The sequence below is a fragment of the Proteinivorax tanatarense genome (assembly GCF_040267685.1).
Taxonomy (GTDB): Bacteria; Bacillota; Proteinivoracia; order Proteinivoracales; family Proteinivoracaceae; genus Proteinivorax; species Proteinivorax tanatarense.
Genome location: NZ_CP158367.1, coordinates 49,123 through 70,689 on the forward strand (window position 1 = coordinate 49,123; position 21,567 = coordinate 70,689).

Here is a 21,567-nt window from a genome sequence, read left to right on the forward strand (position 1 = left end):
TTGATTAAAAAGGTGGTGCATGATATTAAAGATCGCAATATACGTGTAGACGATTTACAACGCAATGAACTTAAAATAATTCAAAATCCAAAACTTTATACTTTTACTATGGACGCGGTATTGCTTGCACATTATGCTACTGTTAAAAAAAACTATAATATTGTCGATTTAGGAACGGGAACAGGAGTAATTCCGCTTATTATATCTACTCGTGCGGATATAAATAAAATATTAGCTGTGGAAATTCAAGAACAATTATTTGAACTTACACTGAAATCTGTTAACCTTAATAAATTAAACAATGTTATTAAAGTAATTAATGAAGATGTTAGAGAAGGCTTACCGTCAATTGCAAAGAATCGTTATGACTTGGTTACGTTAAATCCTCCCTATCTAAAGTATGATAGCAATATTAAAAAGACATCTAAAAACATTGGTAGAAGTGAGCTTTGTGGAAACTTAGAAGACTTTATTTCTTTAGCAGCTAAACTTTTAAAGGTGGGAGGACGTTTAGCTATGGTTCAAAGTTCTCACAGGTTAGCTGATACCATAGCTATTTTAAAAAAATACAACCTGGAGCCTAAACGATTTAGAATGGTACAATCAACAACAGTAAAGGAACCTGGGATATTTTTGTTGGAAACTATAAAGGGGGCAAAAGCTGGGTTGAAGGTAGGACCTGTGCTAATAATATATAATGAGCTTAATGAATATACCAAAGAAGTGGCAAATATATACTATGGAAAAGGTGGTCTTTTATAATGACAAAGCTTTACTTAGTGTCTACACCCATAGGAAACCTTGAGGACATTTCATATCGAGCCATATCTACGTTAAATAAAGCAGATATAATAGCCGCAGAAGATACAAGAAGAACAGGCTTGCTACTTAAAAATTTTGAAATAAATAACCAAATGATTTCTTATCATAAATTTAATGAAAGAAAGCAAACTGAAAAAATAATTCAGTACTTAAAGAAAGAGAAAAGTGTAGCTTTAGTGTCAGATGCTGGAACTCCAGCGATATCTGATCCAGGATACTTGTTAGTACAACAAGTTATAAAAGAAGGATTTGAGGTGTCAGCAATACCCGGACCCTGTGCTTTTATTTCTGCATTAGCTATGTCTGGTTTAGACACAAACTCTTTTACTTTCTTTGGTTTTATGCCAAAGCAGAGCGGCAAAAAAAGAGATTTAATCACAGAAATGTTAAATCATACAAAAACCAGCGTTTTCTATCAAAGCCCTCATGATTTTCTCGACACTATAAAGAGGATTCATCAGCTAGACACTAATAAAAAAATAGTAGTTGTTCGGGAAATTACAAAAGTATTTGAAGAGAGAAAAGAAGGAACTCCTGCGGAAATCCTATCTTATTTTGCAGAGGGTATAAAGGGAGAAATAACAGTGATATTAGCGAAGGGGCTAGAAAAGAAATTAAGTTTTACAGATGGGGCAGATATGGTAGAACAGTTAATTAAAGAAGGAAAATATGTAAAGGAAGCGTGTAAAGAAGTAGCAGAGCAAACAGGTTTATCACAGAGGGAGCTATATCAGCATCACATAAAAAGCAGTTAATTATACACAAAAAAAAGACGGGAATAAACCCGTCTTAAAATATATAATAGCATTGAAAACTACTTAAGTTCATCTTTGCAACTTTTGCATACATTTTTTGATTTAAAATGGACAATTTCTTCAGCTTCCCCACAGAAGATACAGGCAGGATTATACTTTTTAAGTACTACCCTTTCTCCATCGACGTAAATTTCTAAAGAGTCTTTTTCACTGATGTTAAGGGTCCTTCTTAACTCGATTGGAAGAACTACCCTTCCTAGCTCGTCCACTTTCCTAACAATCCCTGTTGATTTCATAATCTCTCCTCCCTTTCTACAATTTTCGACATCTTCATTGTACCAATTAATTCCATGACAGTCAATACCCAAAAAGTAAAAAAATGGAGGTTTGTGATAGTGTATGATAAAGAGTTAATAGAAAAACTCAAAAAAATAAATTTAACTCTAAATAATGCCAAAAATAACATTCCAAGTAAGGAGTATATAAGGGAAAAATTAGAACAGGTCGGAGGAAATTTTTCTTTTATTAAAGAGAATGTTTCTTTAGACATTAATTTAATGGGTGTAGATGGCTCTTTTAACAGTTTTGGGGCAAACTATCCACACCAAATTTTAGTGTTTAGGGCTTTAGCCAAAACTACTAGAGGAAGTAGCCATATGATAAGCGATGTGGTATGTCCAATGGAAGATAAGGTTAAAGCAGAGATTGCAAAAATAAGCGAAAATAGTAACCTATCTTATTCTGATGCTATGACTAAGTTAGTAAAAATTAAGTTGGCATCTATGGAATTACAGGTGGCTGTGGAAGCAATTAAAAAAAACAAACCAGATGTTATATTTATGGATGGTTCGTTAATTAGATATAAAATAGAGGATGCTAAGGGTTGGGAAGAACTTAAATCCCAGTGCTTAGTAAACGACATAACTATAGGAGGAGTTATAGAAGAAATAGGAACTAATTCCATATCTCAGAAATTAGAAATACATGGTTATGATAGGGAAACTTTATTTAATTTATTTAAACCTAACGAGAAACTAATCTTTCATAATATAAAAGAAGAATTATCCACTATTTTTTATAGACCTAGCAATGATCCTCATCCAGTGGGCATGGATTGTTTGTTTGAGCAAAAAGGAAAGATTGAGGAGATGGTAAGCTTAGCCAACCATCTTACACCAAAGGGCGGAAGAGGTATACCTATTTGGCTGGATATAGTAGATAACGAAGTAAGAATTACCACAAAAGCTATCAAAGCTCTTATAGAAAATCATTTAGATGAGGATATTAAAAGGGTGTTTTTTGTTCCAAAGCGTGACAACAGAGTGATTTAAGGAGGGTATATATGCAAGTGGTGGGAGAAACAACCCAACTGCAGGTTTGGGTGGCTACAGAAAAAAGAAAAATACGGATAAATGAAATTCTTATTATAGAAGATAAGGATTTAGGAAATTTAAGGGGAGAAGTAGTAGAGACTTTAAGCTATAACCCTTTTATACCGTTAAATATAAACGGTGCTTTGGTAGAAAGCAACGTAATTGAATCATTATCTCAATTAGGTTATGACATTGGTGGTAGTGAAATCAACATAGCTAAGGTGAATTTATTTCATGAAGCACCTTACCCTGTTACTACTGGTTGTAAAGTGAGAGTGCCAGAATTTTTTGAAGTAGAAGACTTAATTTTATTTGGCAGTAAGGAAGAAGGTCTGGTATTGGGAGAAATTAAAAGTACTCAGGGCATGTATAAATCATTACCGAAGCATCTTAAAGGTATAGCTAAAGTTGATGATAATGGTGAAGTTAGCCAAAAAGGAGTGCCATTTATATTCCCAATTAAAGAAATGCATCAGTACCCTCACATTGGTATATTTGGAGGGTCTGGATCTGGGAAGTCTTATGGTTTAAGGGTGCTCCTAGAAGAGGTAATGAAACATAAAATACCTATGCTAATTTTTGACCCTCATTATGAGATGGAATTTAAAGGGGATAAAAGATACCAAACTAGCTATACATTGGCCTCATTAGGCAGTGACGTAGGAGTAGAGTTTTCTAACTTAAATACTAGAGACCTTATTAACTTATTAGGAGCGTCTCATACCCTTTCTGAGTCCATGATAAATGCCATAGAAGTTATGCATCAAAGAAATGACTCATTGCTAAGTTTTACCCAGAGGATAGAGGGGGTAGTTACAGCTTTGGAATTGGGGAAGAATGGATTGGAAAAAGTAGACTTAGATGCCACAGACGATCCTCAAAAAGTTCAGAGGTTAAGGAATCTTTTAGAACAATATGGAAGCTTACCACTATCTTCAATTAAGGGGCTTCAGTGGAGATTGAAGCGTTTAGAAAATGCTGGGCTTTTTACCCAAGATACAGAAAAAATAGAGCTAGGGATATTGTCAGGAAAGTCTGTAGTTATTCAGGGGCCGGTTTGGCTGTTAGGAGTATTTGCTACCTATGTTATGGGTTATTTTTATCATAAAAGAAGACAATTTAAGGATAAAAGTAGTGATAAATTTTACCCCCCTTTTGTAATAGTAACTGATGAAGCACATAACTTTGCTCCTAAGGGGTATGATTCTCCTTCAAAATCAGTGGTAAAAGAAATAGCACAAGAAGGACGAAAGTATGGCGTCTTTTTGATGCTAGCGACTCAACGACCAACGTTGTTAGATGAAACAGTGACTGCCCAGTTAAACACAAAACTAATATTTAGGACAGTTAGAGGTACTGATATAGCTACTTTGAGAGAAGAAACAGACTTGACAGAAAGGGAGTGTAAGAGACTACCTTATTTAAGAAGTGGTGATGTTTTCTTATCATCAGCTATTTTTGGGAGAACTATAGCTGCTAGAATTAGGATGGCTTATACTGAAAGTCCTTTTTCTTTAAACCCCTTTGATGAGCTACGGGAGATGTCTTCGTTAAATGACAAGGAACTGTATAAAAAAGTAGAGCCATTTTTACCTATTACAAGCGCTGATTTTACAGACGTTCTTAAAAAGATAGAGGGGATTAACTCCATGGAAGAGTTAACGAAAGTGTTGGAAAACCTTTCTGAGAAGGGTTATATAATTGAAGAAAAAACACCTTTTGGTCAATCATATAAAGACAAATAAATACAAATAGTAAAATTGACATATAATAGTATAGAGGATATAATATTTTTACAAATCAATTAACAATAAAATGCAGTGACATAAAATGAGTAGTTGGTACTAACCTTACAGAGAGTCGTCTATATGGTGTAAAGTCGGCATTTTAGGCCAATGAACATGGTTTTATAGAGCATTTGCGGTAGTTACGTTATAGCTGAAGTCTACTGACTTGACTGAGGATGTTTTCACATCAAAGTTAGGGTGGTACCGTGAAGTTAAAGCTTCGCCCCTAAGTTATTCACTGGGTGAAGCTTTTTTGTTTATAAATTTATATATTTAAAGGGAGGTTTTTAGCATGAGTAAAAAAAGATATTATATAACAACGCCAATTTATTATCCTAGTGATAAACTTCATGTGGGACACTGTTTAACCACAGTTATTGCTGATGTGATCAGTAGATACAAAAGATTTACAGGGTATGATGTTAGGTACTTAACAGGAACCGATGAACATGGGCAAAAGATTCAAGAAAGAGCTGAGGAGCAAGGGAAGAATCCTGAGCTGTTTGTGGCGGAGATAAGAGAGTGGATAAAAGGACTGTGGGAATTACTAGATATTCAGTATGATGACTTTGTAGCCACCACAGAATCACGCCATAAAGAAGTAGTACAAGAGATATTTAAAAAACTGTATGAAAAAGGAGATATATATAAAGATTACTATGAAGGACTTTATTGTACTCCATGTGAATCATTTTGGACAGAGAGACAACTGGCAGAAGGTAATTGTCCAGATTGTGGAAGGCCAGTTAAAAAAGTAAAGGAAGAGAGTTATTTTTTTAAGCTTTCAAAGTATGCGCCACAGCTAATTGAACATATAGAAAAAAATCCTGACTTTATTCAGCCAGTGTCTAGGAAAAATGAGATGCTAAATAATTTTTTACGCCCGGGTTTAGAAGATTTGTGTGTTTCAAGGACTACATTTGACTGGGGGGTAAAAGTGCCATTTGATGATAAACATGTAGTATATGTTTGGTTAGATGCTTTAACCAATTACATTTCTACAATAGGTTTCGGTAAGGATGAAGAAAAATTCAACAATTGGTGGCCAGCGGATGTACATTTGATGGCAAAAGACATTGTAAGATTTCACTCTATTTACTGGCCGATATTTTTGATGGCCTTAGATATTCCGCTACCTAAAAAAGTAGTAGCACATGGCTATCTGTTATTTGATAATGATAAAATGTCAAAATCAAAAGGTAATGTAGTAGACCCAAAAGTCTTGGTGGAGAAATATGGAGTAGATGCATTGAGATATTATCTTCTTAAAGAGTTCTCAACAACAAATGATGGTAACTTTTCAGAAATTGCTCTAGCGAAAAGGGTGAACTATGATTTAGCTAATGACTTAGGTAATTTAGTTAGCAGGACTGTTGCGATGATAGAAAAATATAATCAGGGTGTTATTCCCAAAGCAGTAAAGCCTAAAAAGGAAGATGAAGGCCTTATAGTTATGGCTAAAGAATTACCAGAAAAAATAGACTATGGTGTAGATAGTTTTAATCTTAGCCAGGTTATGGCTGATTTATGGAAATTGATTTCCAAGACAAATAAGTATATCGATGAAACTACTCCTTGGATTTTAGCTAAAGAAGAAAAAGATAAAGAACGCTTGAATACAGTTCTATATAACTTAGCCGAGAGCATACGTGTAATAGCTATTACATTAACTCCTTTTTTGCCTAATACAGCAGAAAAAATATTAAATCAGTTAAATATTGATAAAGAAGAGCAAACTTGGGGCCACAAAGGATGGGGAGCCTTAAAAGATGGAACAAAGGTTCAAAAGCAGCCACCTATGTTTCCTAGGATAGATTTAAAAGAATTTTCTAAGACTACTGAAGGTACAATTTCTAAACAGGGTAAAAACAGAAAAGAAAAGTTGAACTCAACAGGGAAAGAAGTTCAACAAATTGACATAAGCCAGTTTGCTCAAGTTAAGCTAAAAGTTGCAGAAGTTATAAAAGCTGAAAAAGTAAAAAATGCAGATAAACTATTGAAAGTCAAGCTTGGCATAGGTGTAGAAACTCGTCAAGTAGTAGCGGGAATAGCAAAGCATTACACACCTCAAGAGTTAATAGGGAAAAAAGTTATTTTTGTTGCAAACCTAAAGCCTGCCAAATTAAGAGGGATAGTATCTGAGGGGATGATCTTAGCTGCTGAAGATGGTCAAGGCAACCTAGTACTGTCTAGTCTAGATAAAAACATAGAAAGCGGAGCAGAAGTAAAGTAAAGGAGGGATTATGTGAAGATAATAGACAGCCATTGTCACATTGATAATGAAAGGTACAAAGAGTCTGCAGAAGAAATAGCAGAGAAAAGCCTAAAACAGGGAGTAAAGTCTATGATAAATGTAGGCTATGATTTAAACTCTTCTCGCAATGCAATTAAACTAAGTGATAAAATACCTCAACTTTACGCTGCTGTAGGGATACACCCTCATGATGCTAAGGGGGCTTCTGGAGGTTATTTAAACCAGTTATGTGAAATGATGAAAAATAACAAAGTGGTGGCCATAGGTGAAATTGGGTTAGATTATCACTATAATTTTTCCACGCCAGAAGTTCAAAAGAAAGTTTTTAAGGAACAGTTGAAGTTAGCCTATGAACTGAAATCCCCTTTTATAATACACCAAAGGGAAGCGGTGGAAGATACCTTGGATATTATCAAAAAGTTCCCAACTCCCCCCAAAGGTGCAGTTTTCCATTGTTTTTCAGGAAGTGTAGAGTTGGCAAAGGAACTGATTAAGATGGGGTACTATATTTCGCTAGGAGGCCCCGTAACCTTTAAAAACGCTAAAAAACCCAAAAAAGTAGCTCAAGAAATAGATTTAGAGCATTTATTGGTGGAAACAGATTGTCCGTACTTAACCCCCCACCCCTTCAGGGGGAAAATAAATTATCCTTACTATGTAAAGTATGTAGTGGAAGAAATAGCAAACATAAAAAAAGAAAGTCCGGAAAATGTAGCTTTTCAGACTTTAAAAAATACGGAGAAACTATTCGGTATTTAGGGGGGAACAACTTGAAAGAAGTTATAATTGTAGAAGGAAAAAATGATTACCATGCTGTAAAAAGAGCAGAACCAACAGCAGAAATTATAACCACCAGTGGTTTTGGGCTTAATTCACAAATTATGGATAGAATAGATAAAGCGTACTCAAAAAGAGGGATAATAATATTAATGGATCCAGATCATGTAGGTGAGGTAATTCGCAAAAAAATCTCTGCTAAATATCCCAAAGCAAAACACGCATTTGTTTGCCGAGAGAAAGCAACGGAAAACGGTGATATTGGTATAGAAAATGCCAAGCCTGATGAAATCAGAAAAGCGCTAAAAAAATTAAGGACTAAGGATTTTGAGAAAAGAAATGAATTTAAAATGAGTGATCTTGTTACATTCAAACTTACAATATCTTCTGAAGCTGCTAAAAGAAGAGCTAAATTAGGTTCAATTTTAGGCATAGGATACGGGAACAGTAAAACTTTTCTAAAAAGGCTAAATCAGTTTGGAGTAACTAGAGAAGAGTTTAATAGAGGGCTTCAAGCATTGGATGGTGAAAGGATATGAACGAAGTTACAAAAGTACAAAACATAAAAAAATTTATGGCACAGCATGGTTTCAACATTAAAAAGAAATTTGGACAAAATTTTTTAATAGATGACAATATATTAGATAAAATAGTAAAAAACACTACTCCTGATAAAAGCACTACTGTTTTAGAAATAGGTCCAGGTCTTGGTGCTCTTACCCATAAATTGGCTGAGAATGAAGCAAAAGTTATAGCTGTTGAAATAGATACGAGTTTAAAAAAACATTTAATGGAGCTTGAAGAAAATTACCCCAATATAAATTTAATCTTTGCTGATGCCCTAAAATTAGATTTAGAAGAATTATTACAGGCAGATATTACCCAAGGAAATACGTTAAAAGTCACAGCAAACTTACCATACTATATAACGACCCCTCTGTTATTTAAGATTTTAGAAAGCAAAGTGAGGTTTCACAGTTTAACGTTAATGATGCAACTTGAAGTGGCGCAAAGAATATTGGCAAAGCCTGGGGGGAAAGAGTATGGCAACCTTACGGTGGCAGTACAGTACTATGGTGATGCTAGCCTTGTTACCAAAGTTCCACCTAGTTGTTTTTATCCTCAACCTAAGGTAGAATCTGCTGTTATAAATATTACAACCAATAGCAAAAAGCCAAAGTTGCAAGATGAATCTTTTTTCTTTAGCTTAACAAAGCAGGCGTTCAGCAAAAGGAGAAAAATGTTGGTCAATAACCTAGAGAGTATTGTACCTTTAAGCAAAAGCCAACTTAATGAAGTGCTTGAGGAAATAGGTATTGATGGCAAACGAAGAGCTGAAACTCTTAATATTGAAGAGTTTACCAGGATTAGCAATAAATTAATTAAATACAGGTAGTTAAAAGGGAAGATGCCTAAATTGGTATCTTCCCTTTATTTATACAAACAAACGGTTTAAAGGTTACATATACTAAAATAGAAATAAGGGGGTGAGTTAATGGACATCAAAATTGGCGATGTTGTAGCTAGAAAGTCATATAAGTGCGATATATACTTTACTGTATATGATATTGCGTGGAAGGAAAAAAAAGCTTTTCTTAAAGGCCTAGATTTAAGGATACATGCAGATGCCCCTTTACAAGATTTAAAAAGAATAAACTCTAAAAAGCTCATAGAACAAAAGCATAAAATGGTAATGACTCAAGCCAACTGTATCGACAAAATAGAGACCCATCGCAAAAAAGAGCAGCAAGAACTAAAAACTCAAAGAGGAGAAGAAGGCTTTCAATTTTATGAAATCCCAGGGAAAATTGTTCATATAGATGGAGATAAAGATTATTTAAAAATTTGTACTAACACATATAAACAGTTAGATCTGAATGTAGTCTCGTTTTTCATACCTGAAAAAGATCAGCCTAAGGAAGTAGTGAAAATTATTAAAAAACACTCACCAGATATTTTAGTTATAACAGGTCACGATGGTATCACCAAAGATGGTGGGAAATATAGAAATTCAAAATATTTTATTGAGGCGGTGAAAAAAGCTAGAAAGATAGAACCTAATAAAGATGACTTGTTCATTTTTGCAGGGGCTTGTCAAACAGATTATGAGGGAGTGCTACAAGCCGGGGCAAACTTCGCTAGTTCACCTAATAGAGTGCTAATCCACTGCTTAGATCCCGTTATAGTTGCCCAAAAGGTAGCATACACCCCTATATCTAAAATAATAAGCATAGAAGATGTAATAAAAAATACCATAACAGGCATGAATGGTATAGGAGGTATTGAAAGTGTAGGAAAGTTTAGGTTAGGGTTACCTAAATATTAATTAAGGAGGAGCGAAAATGAATGGAATTAAAAACCTAAAAATTGAAAAGAGTGAAGAAAAAACAAAACTGGACATAACAGTTGATGATGGCTTTAATTATAATATTGATAGCTCAGGACAGAGTATAGGAATAAGCATTCAACCTAAAGATGGTTACCAGCCTACACCACCCAAGCCACAGCTTTTGGCAGGAAAAACTATAGTCATAGACCCAGGGCATGGCGGTTCAAGTACAGGGGCTGTTGGGGTAGGTGGATTGCTTGAAAAAGAAATTGTTCTTGATATTTCTTTAATTGCTGAGGAAAAATTAAAAGCAAGAGGAGCAAGGGTGTTTTTGACTAGAAGGTCAGACAGAAGGGTAAGCTTAGAGGAAAGAGCAAGAATTGCTAATAGCAATAATGCTGATATTTTTGTTAGCGTACATGTAAATGGCTTTACGAGTCCTAGCGCTAATGGAACAGAAACCTATTGGCATACTCGAGGAAGTAATAGCAGTCGCAGAATTGCTGGTATTATGCAAAGAAGAATGCTATCTGCCCTTGGGTTGAGGGATAGAGGAGTAAAACAAGCTAACTTTTATGTTTTGAGGGAAACAAGAATGCCAGCAGTTTTATTAGAACCGTTATTTATTACGAACCCACAGGAAGCAGAGTTAATTAAGAGGGTGGAGACAAAAGAAAAAATTGCAGAAGTAATTTTAAATGGAATAATTGAATTTTATTCTTGACAACATTGGCATTACCTTGCTATAATTATAATTTTATTTGACATTAGACAATAAAAATGTTAGAATATAATAAATAAATTTATTATGTTAAGAGGTGATGCCTTTTGGCTAAGCAAACTCCTTTGGCTAAAAAGAACTTAGCTAATAAGAACCCCTTGACCTCAATTCGTACTGACTTAGAAGCTTACATCGGGCAAAAGATTATGCTCAAAGCAAATAGGGGACGAAAGAAAGCCATAGAGAGAACAGGCGTATTAGAACAAACTTACCCATCCCATTTTTTAGTTAGAATAGATGAGGAAAACTTTAATCGCAGGCTTTCATTCTCCTATGCAGATGTTTTGACAGAAACGGTAGAGCTTACTCTTTTTAAACCAGACAGCGAAGAAAAAATAAGGTTCTCAGTATCATAAGCACTGTAATTGAATAAATAAAAAACACAGCTTATAAGCTGTGTTTTTTTATTTTAACTATTTAAATTCATATGAATATAAATAAAGTAAAAGATGGAGGGGGTAAAAGATAATGAAGGTTGGACTAACCTTAAGTGGAGGGGGACAAAAAGGTATAGCACACCTTGGTGTGCTAAAGGGTATGGATGAAGATGGGATTAAAATTCATAGTTTCAGCGGAACTAGTGCAGGAGCTATAATAACTTCTTTGTATGCAACGGGTAAAAGCTATGATGAAATATGTAAAATAATATTGAACTTAGAAAAAAATGATATTTTGGATTTAAACATTAACTTCTGGCAGGTAGTAACGTTAAAGTTAGCGTTAGTGTTTAAAGTATTTGATTTTCGCCAAACGATCTATTGGAGTTTGTTTGCAGGTGAAAGAATTAAAAGTATACTAGAAAAAGAACTTCCTAATGTGCCAATTAAGGATGTAGAAAATCCACCTTTGGCAATAACAGCTGTTGATATATATACAGGGCAAGATATAATTTTTACAAATAGGAAAAAAAAGTTAGAACATTTTGGTGTTGTAATAGATGATATCCCTTTACCACAGGCAGTTAGAGCAAGCATGGCAATTCCATTCATTTATAGTGGTGTTCGTTGGAAAGAGTATTACTTTATTGATGGAGGACTTACTAATAATATTCCTACAAAACTGTTAAAATTTCTTGAGGCAGATAAAACAATTGCAGTGGATGTATCTGAGAAACCGCCCTACAAAGAAAAACCAAGCAATATTGTAGATATGGGAGGTCGTATAGTTAGTATAGCTATCGATAGTAGTAGGTATCACACAATTCCTGATGTTTTGTTAGAACCTGATACTTCCTCAGTGAGTTTAGGAGATTTTAGCATTACTGACAAACTAGTAGAAAAAGGGTATGACGAATATAAAAGAAATAAAGACGCTATAAACAATCTTTTTTTACAGTAAAAGCATAGGCCAAAAGCAAAATTTTAACCGGCTCCAAGTCTTTTTTTGATTGTTATGAATAAGTTTTTAGTAAAGGGCATTTTTAGTGGGGGAGTAAGCATACAATGTATATAACTTTAGATTTTGAAAGGAGGAAAATTTTTAATGGAATCAAAGAGCAGTGATGTAGCAGTCATAAATGAAAGCATTTGCTTAAATCAAGTTATTGGGGAAGAAACAAATCAAATTAGCTTAGATGAAGAAACTAGTTTAAGTAATTCATTAGAAAAAATAATATATGTAGAAATAATTGTTCCACAACATAAAATAGAAGTTAACGTTTTAAATGATAAAGTTTCTATAGAAGGAAAGTTAACCAGAATAGTTTATGGAATATCTTTAGAGGGAGAATTTGCAGAAGAAGTATTACCAGAACAGCACTTTTCACACTTTATTCATTTGCAAGGAATAAAGCCGACAGATAGCGCATTAGTGGATGTTAATGTGGGAGATTATAAGGGTAGGCTTAAAGGAAATGATGTGTTACAAGAAGAGGTAAATCTAGATATTTTTGTTAAGGTTACAGCAGCTAAATCTGTAGATGTTTTTAAAGATATCGGTGAAGATATTAATCAAACAAAAGAACTTACGAGGCTTCAAAACCTAGTTGAACAAAAGGAACTTGAGGTTCCTGCGGAAGTTGACGTGGGTTTTGAGCAAAAGGTATTAGAGATTATAGAAACTGAAACAAAAGTTATACCTCAAAGTTTTAAAGTCGCTGATAACAAGGGAGAAATAGAAGCTACAATACTATATAGAATTGCATACAAAACAGAAGATGATAAAATTAGTGAAGTTAAAGGCAGGGAAGAGTTTAATAAAAAGTTAGATCTATCCAATGTAGACTCTTCTATGGAAATGTGGGCAGACTTAAAAGTTACACAGGTGGAGAACCAGCTTAATGATACAAAGTTGCAAGTTACTCAAACCATAACCATAAACTGCAATGTTAAGGTTTTTGAAATTAGTCAAATGGAGTTGGTAACAGAAGCAGAAGGGGTAGACACCTATGACGATCAACATACAATAGAAAATGTTGTTTGCCAAGAACGGGAAAGCATTAAGTCCCAACAAAGCGCTGAATTTTCCATTTCCGTTGATAAGATAGAAAGAATTACTACCAATTGCAAAATAAAAGAAAACAAAGTTTTAGATGACAAGGTATCCTTAAACTTATCTGTTATTCATTTAGTGCATTATAAAGATGAAGATGGCAAAAAACACTTGTTAAAAGTGACAGGCGAAGAAGTTAATCACTTTATATATATAGCTGGGGTTACAGAAGACATGAAAGCATTAGTTAAAACTGATATATCCGATGTTAAAATTGAATTAACCCCTGATTCTATGGCTGCAACCATATCTTGCCATGTTAATGTTTTAGCCAAAATTTTGCATAATGAGCAGTTAGCGCTGGTAACAGATGTTAATGTTTTAAAAGATAAAAATCATGATGCTTCTGTTATTATATATTCAGTACAAGATGGAGATACATTATTTAAAATAGCAAAGAGGTTTGGCGTTAGACAAAAGAGAATAATAAGCACAAACAAAGAATATATAAAAGATCCTAGTCATTTAGAGATAGGACAAAAGATAATTATTCCATGTAATTAAAGTTATAGGAGTCCAACTTTTTTAAGTTGGGCTCTATCATTTTATTTTTAATTTGCAATACTATATATAGTATATTATAATAGAAAACAACACAATATTTAGTGGAAGAGGGATGATGTAATGAAAATAAATCTTAGTGCTAATGCTATTACTGTTCTAGAAAAAAGATATCTTTCTAAGAAAGGAACAAAAGTTGTAGAAACACCTCAGGATATGTTTAGAAGAGTTGCAAAAAACATAGCTCAGGTAGAAAAAGATTTTGGCGGGGATAAAAAAACACAAAAAATTATGGAAGATAGGTTTTATGATTTGATGACCTCCTTAGATTTTTTACCTAATTCTCCTACATTAATGAATGCGGGGAAAGAACTACAACAACTGGCAGCTTGTTTTGTGCTACCGGTGGAAGATTCTATGGATAGCATTTTTGAGACAATTAAAAATGCTGCGTTAATACATAAAAGTGGTGGTGGGACAGGCTTCTCCTTTTCTAGACTTCGTCCTACCAATGACAGAGTGTTATCAACAGGAGGTATAGCCAGTGGTCCTATATCGTTTATGAAGGTTTTTAACTCTGCTACAGAAGTAGTGAAACAAGGTGGGACAAGAAGAGGAGCAAATATGGCAATATTGAAGGTGGACCATCCTGATATATTAGAATTTATAACTTCCAAGCAAAACAATGAAGAACTTACTAATTTTAATATTTCTGTAGGTCTGACAGAAGAATTTATGGATGCTGTAATGGATGGTGCAGAATATCCCTTGGTAAATCCACGGGATAATAAAGTTGTAGAGAAGGTTTCGGCGAGAAAAGTTTTTAATATGATAGTAGAATCAGCACACAAAAATGGAGAACCGGGAATTGTTTTTCTTGACAGGATAAATGATGAAAATCCAACACCAAACTATGGGGAGATAGAAAGTACAAATCCTTGTGGAGAACAACCTTTGTTACCATATGAAGCTTGTAATCTTGGGTCTATAAATCTTTCGAACATGGTTGAAAATGGTCAGATCAATTTTGAAAAGCTTAAAAAAACAGTAGAAATATCAATTAGATTTTTAGATAATACACTACAAGCTAGTAATTATCCATTAAAAAAGATACAAGACATGGTTCTAACGAACAGAAAAGTTGGGCTAGGTGTAATGGGTTTTGCAGATTGTTTAATAAAACTTGAAATACCATATAATAGTGACAAAGCTATCAACACAGCTGAAAAAATTATGGAGTTTATACAACATCATTCAAAAATATATTCACAAGAATTAGCAGAACAGCGAGGCTCTTTTGCTGGATTTGATGAATCTGTTTACCCTCAAAAAGGCATTTATATGATGAGAAATGCTACAACCACTACTATCGCTCCCACAGGGAGTATAAGTATAATTGCAAATGCATCAAGTGGAGTGGAGCCGCTATTTGCAGTATGTTACAAAAGAAACGTGTTAGATAATGAAAGCTTAGTTGAGGTCCACCCCTTATTTGAGCAGATTGCAAAAAGTAGAGGTTTTTATAGCGAGGAGTTAATGGAGAAAATTGCACAACAAGGTTCAGTTAAAGGTTTGAAAGAAGTGCCAGAGGATATACAGAAGCTTTTTGTAACTGCTCATGAAATAGAACCTCGTAGACATATTGAAATTCAAAGTGCTTTTCAACGACATACTGACAATGCTGTTTCTAAAACTGTAAATTTTAAAGCAGAAGCAACAAAAGAAGATATCGCAGAGGTGTTTCTGGAAAGTTATAAGCTTAAATGCAAAGGGGTAACAGTATATAGAGACGGAAGTAGAGACGCCCAGGTGTTGACAGTTGGAGATAATGATAAAGACAAGGATAAGTTTAACAACAATCAAAGTGTTCAGCCTAGATCGCGCCCTCAAATAACTTATGGGACAACAGTAAAAAAGAAAATTGGATGTGGAAATCTGTATATTAGTGTAAACTCTGATCAGTATGGCATATGTGAAGTATTTACAAATACAGGGCGTCAAGGGGGCTGTTCATCTCAATCAGAAGCTACCAGCAGATTAGTATCTATTGCTTTGAGAGCAGGACTAGATAAAGATACTCTTGTAGAGCAGCTTAAGGGTATAAGGTGTCCTGCATGTATAAGAAGGAAAGGCATAGAAGTTACTTCGTGTCCTGATGCAATTGCTAAGGCCATATCTAGTATGCAGGGAACTATAAATGACCATAAGCCAATTGAAGAAGTAACAGTAGGGATTGAAGAAAAAATACTAAATAAATGTCCCGAGTGCGGGAAAAAAGTTAGATTTGAAAGTGGATGTAATGTATGCCCTCATTGTGGGTATTCTAAATGTGGTTAAGCAATAAAGCTGTTGAGTTTATAACTCAACAGCTTTATTGCATATTACCATAAATTAGGGCAAATACTATTACTAACTAATAATAGGGAGTGAATTGCACTTTGGAAAAAATAGAAGGCAATTTATTAATAATAGGAGGTGCAGAAGATAAAGAAAAAGATTGCACCATACTTAGGGAATTTGTTAAGTTAGCTGGCAGTGGAGAAGCTAAAATAGTTATTATGCCTACTGCAGCGGATCAGCCAGAAGCTGTGGGAAAACTTTATAATAGTCTATTTAAAGACTTAGGAGTTAGAGATGTAGAGGTTCTAAAAATAGAAAGCAGGTATGATGCCTTTAGTAAAGTTGCCCAAAAAACTATTGAAGAGGCTACAGGTGTATTTTTTACAGGAGGAGATCAGTTAAAAATCACATCATTGTTAGGAGGAACACCTGTTGACTTTAGTTTGCAAAGGGCTTATAAAAGTGGAGTTGTTATTGCTGGAACCAGTGCTGGGGCGGCAGCTATGAGTGCTACTATGATAATTGGAGGAAATTCAGACTCTTCTCCTCAGATGGGAATATTAAATATGGCTCCAGGCATGGCTTTATTTAACCAAGTTGTGATTGATCAGCATTTTGCTCAACGAGGTAGGTTAGGGCGACTTATATCAGCAGTTGCTCAAAATCCCTATATCTTAGGAATTGGTATCGATGAAGACACAGCTATATTAGTTGATGCTCAAGCGAATCTAAAGGTTATAGGTTCACAAACTGTCACAATAGTAGATGGTTATAATTCATCGTATACTAATGTTTCTGAACTTAGACCAAAGCAGGCTTTAGCAATTACAGATGCTGTTGTACACATATTGCCAAATGGATATAGATTTGATCTTAAAAACAGAAAGCCTGTCACTGATTAGAGGAGGGAAATAATGGAAATTTTAGAGTTAAAAGAATTTCCAGGAAGGAATATTTACTGCCATAGGCCAATAGTTCGTATGACATTAGACTTAGGAAGGTATAATGAAGTAGAGAGTAAGGAAATACCTCATTTTAACCGAAGTCTAAAAAAGGTGTTGCCAGAAATAGTTAAGCATGGATGTGGCATTGCAGAAGTTAATGGTTTTGGAATAAGGTTAGAAGAAGGAACCTATTTTGGACATATAATTGAACATATTGCAATAGAGTTGCAAAATTTGATTGGCTATGAAGTTAATTATGGTAAAACAAGACTATTTAAAAAACCTTCTCAATATCATGTAATTGCAGAATGTAAAAACACAAATGTTGGAAGGGAATCATTAAAAATTGCTGTAGAGATGACCCAGACTATGTTGGAAAATGAGGAAACTAACACTGAATTTTGGCTTGAAAAGATGGAAAAAGTCAAAAGCAACTATGGACTAGGGCCTAGTACCGAATCCATAGTTATTGCCGCCCAACAAAGGAGTATCCCTGTCAAAAGATTAGATGAGGATAGTAGCATGCTCCAGTTGGGGTTGGGAAAGTACCTAAAAAGGGTGGAAGCTACCATAACAGGTGAAACCAGTTGTGTGGCTGTAGATATAGCATCTGACAAAACTTTAACTAAAAAGATATTAGAAAAAAGTGGGATACCTGTACCTAGAGGTAAAATTGCATGTAATGAAGATGAAGCTGTCCATATGGCTGAAGAAATAGGCACACCTGTGGTGCTAAAACCATGTGATGGCAATCAAGGAAAAGGGGTAGCTTTAGGGCTTAGCACAGAAACTGAGATAAGAAGCGCTTATAAAGTTGCAGAAAACTATAGCAGTAAGGTTATAGTTGAAAAGCATATTAATGGTAAACACTATAGAGTACTAGTAATAGATGATGAGGTGGTAGCTGTTTCAGAAAGGCTACCAGCTCACGTAACAGGTGATGATTATCACACCATAAAACAACTTATAGATAAAGAAAACCTTAACCCATTGAGGGGAGAGGACCATGATAAACCCTTAACAAAAATAAAAGTTGACCCTGTAGTTTTTATGGCCCTGGCCAGGCAAAATCTAACCATGAACTATACACCTAAAAAAGATGAAGTTGTTTACTTGCGAGAAAATGCTAATATAAGCACAGGTGGAATAGCAATAGATGTAACAGACGAAATCCACCCTGACAACATCAATTTAGCAAAGAGACTGGCTAAAATAATTGGGTTAGACATTGCAGGTATAGACATAGTTATAGAGGACATAAGAAAACCAATGACAACTGAAACTGGGGCTATAATCGAAGTAAATGCTGCTCCAGGTATAAGGATGCACCTTCACCCTAGCTTTGGGAAGCCTATACCAGTAGGTGAAAAAATAGTAGACTACTTATTTCCCGAAGGAGCAAAACATACCATCCCGATTGTTTCTATTACTGGAACTAACGGTAAGACAACAACCACTAGGTTAATTTCACATACTTTGCGTAAAGAAGGTATAAACGTTGGTATGACCACAACTGATGGCATCTATGTTAACGACAACTTAGTGGAGAAAGGAGATACAACAGGTCCATATAGCGCTTCTGTTATACTAGATGATCCAACCACAGATATTGCTGTTCTAGAAACTGCAAGGGGAGGAATATTAAAGCGAGGTCTAGGATATGATTTAGCAGATGTTGCTGTTGTGACTAACCTGTCTGAAGATCATATAGGACAAGATGGTGTTAATAATTTAGATGATCTGTTTTTTGTAAAATCCCTTGTTGTAGAAGCTGTAAAACCAGGGGGAAGTCTAGTTCTAAATGCTGACGACCCTTATGTTATAAAGATGGCTGCAAAAAACAAAAAAGCGAAGGTTATCTTTTTTTCTTTAAATGCTAATGAAAATCAAGTGTTTAAAAGACATATGGCAGCAGGAGGAACATGTCTTTTTGTTAAAAATGGTAGAATAATTATAGCAGCTGGCAGTAAAAATATAATAACCCTTCCTCTGGAAGAGATATCTATAACCTCCCAAGGGCAGGCGCATCATAACGTTAAAAATGTAATGGCTGCTATAGGAGCAAATTTAGCTTTAAATATGCCATTAGAAACAGCTAAAGAAAAGATATGTAACTTTGATGCTATAAAACATAACCCTGGACGCTGCAATGTATTTGAAGATAATGGTATAACAGTGATTGTGGATTATGGTCACAATAAAGATGGTTACCTACAAACCTTTAAATTTGCAAAAGGCCTAGCACCGCAAAAACTTTTTGCAGTGCTAGGTGTTCCAGGTGATAGAAGCAATGAAGATATTGTAGAGTTAGGGAACATTGCTGCTAAGGAATGTGATGTTCTAATCCTTAAAGAAGATAAAGAGCTGAGAGGTAGAGAAAGGGGAGAGGTGGCAAAACTTTTTGAGAAAGGGTTAAAAAAAGAAAGTTTCTCAAAAGACAATTACAGAATTGTGTTGCCGGAAGATAAAGCTATTATGGAAGCAATAGACATGTGTCAAAAGGGTGATGCTTTAGTGGTGTTTTATGAGGATCTAGATCTAACAGAAAAAACAGTGAAACAATCACTAGGCTTAAAAAAAGAAGAAAATATAGCTAGTATAGGATAAAATAATTTCCTGTTTATCAAAAAAACTCTAGAGTGAATGCTTAGTTTCTAGTATAATGAAAAAATAGATTAAAAATTAAGGGGGGAAGGTGTAAAGCCTTTATAATGAACTTAAAATCGCGAGCGAAAATCAACCTAACTCTAGACGTTTTATATAAAAGAAAAGATGGATACCACGAAGTCAAAATGATAATGCAGGAAATTGAGCTATCTGATAACATAGTGTTTAAAGAATGTAATAAAATCGAAGTTAACTGTTCACATCCTTTTGTTCCAAGTGGGAGTAGTAATTTGGTATATAAGGCTGTGGAATTAGTTAAAGAAGCAACAGGAGTAGATGCAGGAATATCAATAGAAATTGAGAAAAAAATACCAGTTGCTGCTGGTTTAGGTGGTGGCAGTAGTAATGCTGCCACTACAATAATAGGTCTTAACAAGTTATGGGACTTAGGGTTGACAGATCAAGAGATGGAGAACATAGCAAGCAAGTTAGGTGCAGATGTTCCTTTTTTTGTTAAAGGAGGGACTCAGCTGGCCACAGGAATAGGAGAAGATTTAACTAAACTAACAAAAGCACCAAAGCTATGGGTGGTTTTGGCTAAGCCCAACCTTGGTATTTCTACAAAAGAAGTTTATCAAAACTTAGATGCAAATAAAATTCTATGCCATCCTAAAACTGATAGAATGATCACTGCAATAGAAAAAAAAGACATAAAAGAAATCTGTACAAATGTAGGAAATGTGCTAGAATCAGTTACATTGCATAGATATAGTAATGTGAGGATACTGAAAAGCAAAATGTCAGAAATGGGAGCTAACAGTTCCTTGATGTCAGGTAGTGGACCAACTGTATATGGGTTGTGCGAAGGATATGATAAAGCAATTCAAATAGCTAAAGGGTTGGGCCCGCTGTCAGAAGAAATTTTTGTGACTAAATTTGTTTAAATAAAGAGGTGGAGTAGGTGCAGAAAATAAGGGCGGTAATTTTGGCTGGTGATGATGAAAGGGGTAAATGCTTGAATAGCAATTCAAAAATACATAACAAAGCATTTATTAAGATAAATGACAGATATATGGTGCAGTATGTTTTGGATGCTGTTTGTGCAGTAGAAGGGATATCAGATATTGTGGTCGTCGGCCCTGAACGACCGCTAAAAAAACTGCAATCTAGCTATAACTTTGAGATAGTTAAGCAACAGGGAGATATTGTTGATAATGTAATAGCAAGTATAAATGGCTGGCATGGAGAAAAAGTTTTAGTAGTTACTTCTGACATTCCTATGATTACCCCACAAGCAATACGCGACTTTTTATTAAAAACCCACTCAGATGAAGCTGATATTTACTACCCTATTATTGACAAAGAGAGTAATGAGAAGATGTTCCCAAATGCGAAACGCACCTATGTAAAAATTAAAGAAGGTACGTACACAGGTGGAAATATTGCATTAATAAATACAGAGTGTGTAATTAAGTGCAAAAAAATGGGTAAGAAACTTGTGTCTATGAGAAAATCACCATTAAAGTTGGCCAGGCTATTGGGCTTTAAATTTTTAATTAAGCTAATGGCAAACAATCTAACAATTTTAGAGTTAGAGAACAAACTAAGCTTGTTGTTAGATTCCAATGTTAAGGCTATTCAATCTACATACCCTCAGCTAGGAACGGATATAGATAAAAAAGAAGATGTAAAAATAGCAGAAAAAAGTTTAACAGACCTTAAAATTAGCAACTAAAATCAACCTTTCGGGGTTGATTTAGTTATGGGATATAAAAAGAAAAAATACGAACAAACCTTTAAAAAAAGA

19 protein-coding genes are annotated in these 21,567 nt (G+C 34.7%); 18 read left to right on the top strand and 1 reads right to left on the bottom strand.

The annotated features are described in order from the left end of the window. Together PRVXT_RS00250 and rsmI are read left to right on the top strand one after the other, a co-directional pair. Entirely contained in the window at positions 1 to 762 is a 762-nt protein-coding gene (locus PRVXT_RS00250) for a tRNA1(Val) (adenine(37)-N6)-methyltransferase (protein ID WP_350343709.1), read from the top strand. Then, a complete protein-coding gene (gene rsmI / locus PRVXT_RS00255) occupies positions 762 to 1,577 on the top strand; it encodes a 16S rRNA (cytidine(1402)-2'-O)-methyltransferase (protein WP_350343710.1) in 816 nt (271 codons plus the stop codon). The genes PRVXT_RS00250 and rsmI overlap by 1 nt, the downstream gene beginning before the upstream one ends. A gap of 59 nt (positions 1,578 to 1,636) precedes the next feature. Here rsmI and PRVXT_RS00260 read toward each other — a convergent pair whose 3' ends face one another. Then, positions 1,637 to 1,873 carry an AbrB/MazE/SpoVT family DNA-binding domain-containing protein gene (locus PRVXT_RS00260; protein WP_350343711.1) on the bottom strand — a complete coding sequence of 79 codons (237 nt, stop codon included), beginning with the start codon at positions 1,871 to 1,873 and terminating at the stop codon, positions 1,637 to 1,639. Between the two features lie 99 nt (positions 1,874 to 1,972). Here PRVXT_RS00260 and PRVXT_RS00265 point away from each other — a divergent pair, with 99 nt between their 5' ends. From PRVXT_RS00265 to PRVXT_RS00340, 16 genes are all read left to right on the top strand, one after another. Then, positions 1,973 to 2,908: a DNA double-strand break repair nuclease NurA gene (locus PRVXT_RS00265; protein WP_350343712.1), complete on the top strand. Its 936-nt coding sequence runs from the start codon at positions 1,973 to 1,975 to the stop codon at positions 2,906 to 2,908. Positions 2,909 to 2,919: 11 nt separating this feature from the next. Beyond that, positions 2,920 to 4,695 carry an ATP-binding protein gene (locus PRVXT_RS00270; RefSeq protein WP_350343713.1) on the top strand — a complete coding sequence of 592 codons (1,776 nt, stop codon included), beginning with the start codon at positions 2,920 to 2,922 and terminating at the stop codon, positions 4,693 to 4,695. 334 nt (positions 4,696 to 5,029) lie between these two features. Continuing rightward, positions 5,030 to 6,970 carry a methionine--tRNA ligase gene (metG, locus tag PRVXT_RS00275; RefSeq protein ID WP_350343714.1) on the top strand — a complete coding sequence of 647 codons (1,941 nt, stop codon included), beginning with the start codon at positions 5,030 to 5,032 and terminating at the stop codon, positions 6,968 to 6,970. A 12-nt stretch (positions 6,971 to 6,982) separates the two neighbouring features. Continuing rightward, complete coding sequence (locus PRVXT_RS00280; RefSeq protein ID WP_350343715.1) at positions 6,983 to 7,750, top strand: TatD family hydrolase; 768 nt, start codon at positions 6,983 to 6,985, stop codon at positions 7,748 to 7,750. An 11-nt stretch (positions 7,751 to 7,761) separates the two neighbouring features. After that, the gene (gene rnmV, locus PRVXT_RS00285; protein ID WP_350343716.1) at positions 7,762 to 8,307 is read left to right on the top strand and encodes a ribonuclease M5; all 546 of its coding nucleotides are present in this window, start codon (positions 7,762 to 7,764) and stop codon (positions 8,305 to 8,307) included. Then, complete coding sequence (gene rsmA / locus PRVXT_RS00290; RefSeq protein WP_350343717.1) at positions 8,304 to 9,164, top strand: 16S rRNA (adenine(1518)-N(6)/adenine(1519)-N(6))-dimethyltransferase RsmA; 861 nt, start codon at positions 8,304 to 8,306, stop codon at positions 9,162 to 9,164. The genes rnmV and rsmA overlap by 4 nt, the downstream gene beginning before the upstream one ends. Before the next feature lie 99 nt (positions 9,165 to 9,263). Next, positions 9,264 to 10,094, top strand: coding sequence for a sporulation peptidase YabG (gene yabG / locus PRVXT_RS00295; RefSeq protein ID WP_350343718.1), 831 nt, complete (start codon positions 9,264 to 9,266; stop codon positions 10,092 to 10,094). A gap of 16 nt (positions 10,095 to 10,110) precedes the next feature. After that, positions 10,111 to 10,821: an N-acetylmuramoyl-L-alanine amidase family protein gene (locus PRVXT_RS00300; RefSeq protein ID WP_350343719.1), complete on the top strand. Its 711-nt coding sequence runs from the start codon at positions 10,111 to 10,113 to the stop codon at positions 10,819 to 10,821. A 104-nt stretch (positions 10,822 to 10,925) separates the two neighbouring features. Beyond that, complete coding sequence (locus tag PRVXT_RS00305) at positions 10,926 to 11,234, top strand: Veg family protein (RefSeq protein ID WP_350343720.1); 309 nt, start codon at positions 10,926 to 10,928, stop codon at positions 11,232 to 11,234. A 112-nt stretch (positions 11,235 to 11,346) separates the two neighbouring features. Then, positions 11,347 to 12,216 (top strand): patatin-like phospholipase family protein, encoded by an 870-nt coding sequence (locus PRVXT_RS00310; RefSeq protein ID WP_350343721.1) that lies wholly within the window; start codon positions 11,347 to 11,349, stop codon positions 12,214 to 12,216. Positions 12,217 to 12,360: 144 nt separating this feature from the next. Then, the gene (locus PRVXT_RS00315) at positions 12,361 to 13,872 is read left to right on the top strand and encodes an SPOCS domain-containing protein (RefSeq protein ID WP_350343722.1); all 1,512 of its coding nucleotides are present in this window, start codon (positions 12,361 to 12,363) and stop codon (positions 13,870 to 13,872) included. A 126-nt stretch (positions 13,873 to 13,998) separates the two neighbouring features. After that, positions 13,999 to 16,206 (top strand): vitamin B12-dependent ribonucleotide reductase, encoded by a 2,208-nt coding sequence (locus tag PRVXT_RS00320; RefSeq protein WP_434064314.1) that lies wholly within the window; start codon positions 13,999 to 14,001, stop codon positions 16,204 to 16,206. A gap of 101 nt (positions 16,207 to 16,307) precedes the next feature. Next, complete coding sequence (locus tag PRVXT_RS00325; RefSeq protein WP_350343724.1) at positions 16,308 to 17,111, top strand: cyanophycinase; 804 nt, start codon at positions 16,308 to 16,310, stop codon at positions 17,109 to 17,111. A gap of 12 nt (positions 17,112 to 17,123) precedes the next feature. Beyond that, a complete protein-coding gene (cphA, locus tag PRVXT_RS00330; RefSeq protein WP_350343725.1) occupies positions 17,124 to 19,760 on the top strand; it encodes a cyanophycin synthetase in 2,637 nt (878 codons plus the stop codon). Between the two features lie 104 nt (positions 19,761 to 19,864). Then, positions 19,865 to 20,704, top strand: coding sequence for a 4-(cytidine 5'-diphospho)-2-C-methyl-D-erythritol kinase (gene ispE, locus PRVXT_RS00335; protein ID WP_350343726.1), 840 nt, complete (start codon positions 19,865 to 19,867; stop codon positions 20,702 to 20,704). A gap of 17 nt (positions 20,705 to 20,721) precedes the next feature. After that, on the top strand, positions 20,722 to 21,495 hold the full coding sequence (locus PRVXT_RS00340) for an NTP transferase domain-containing protein (protein WP_350343727.1): 774 nt from the start codon (positions 20,722 to 20,724) through the stop codon (positions 21,493 to 21,495). Positions 21,496 to 21,567 lie beyond the last annotated feature (72 nt).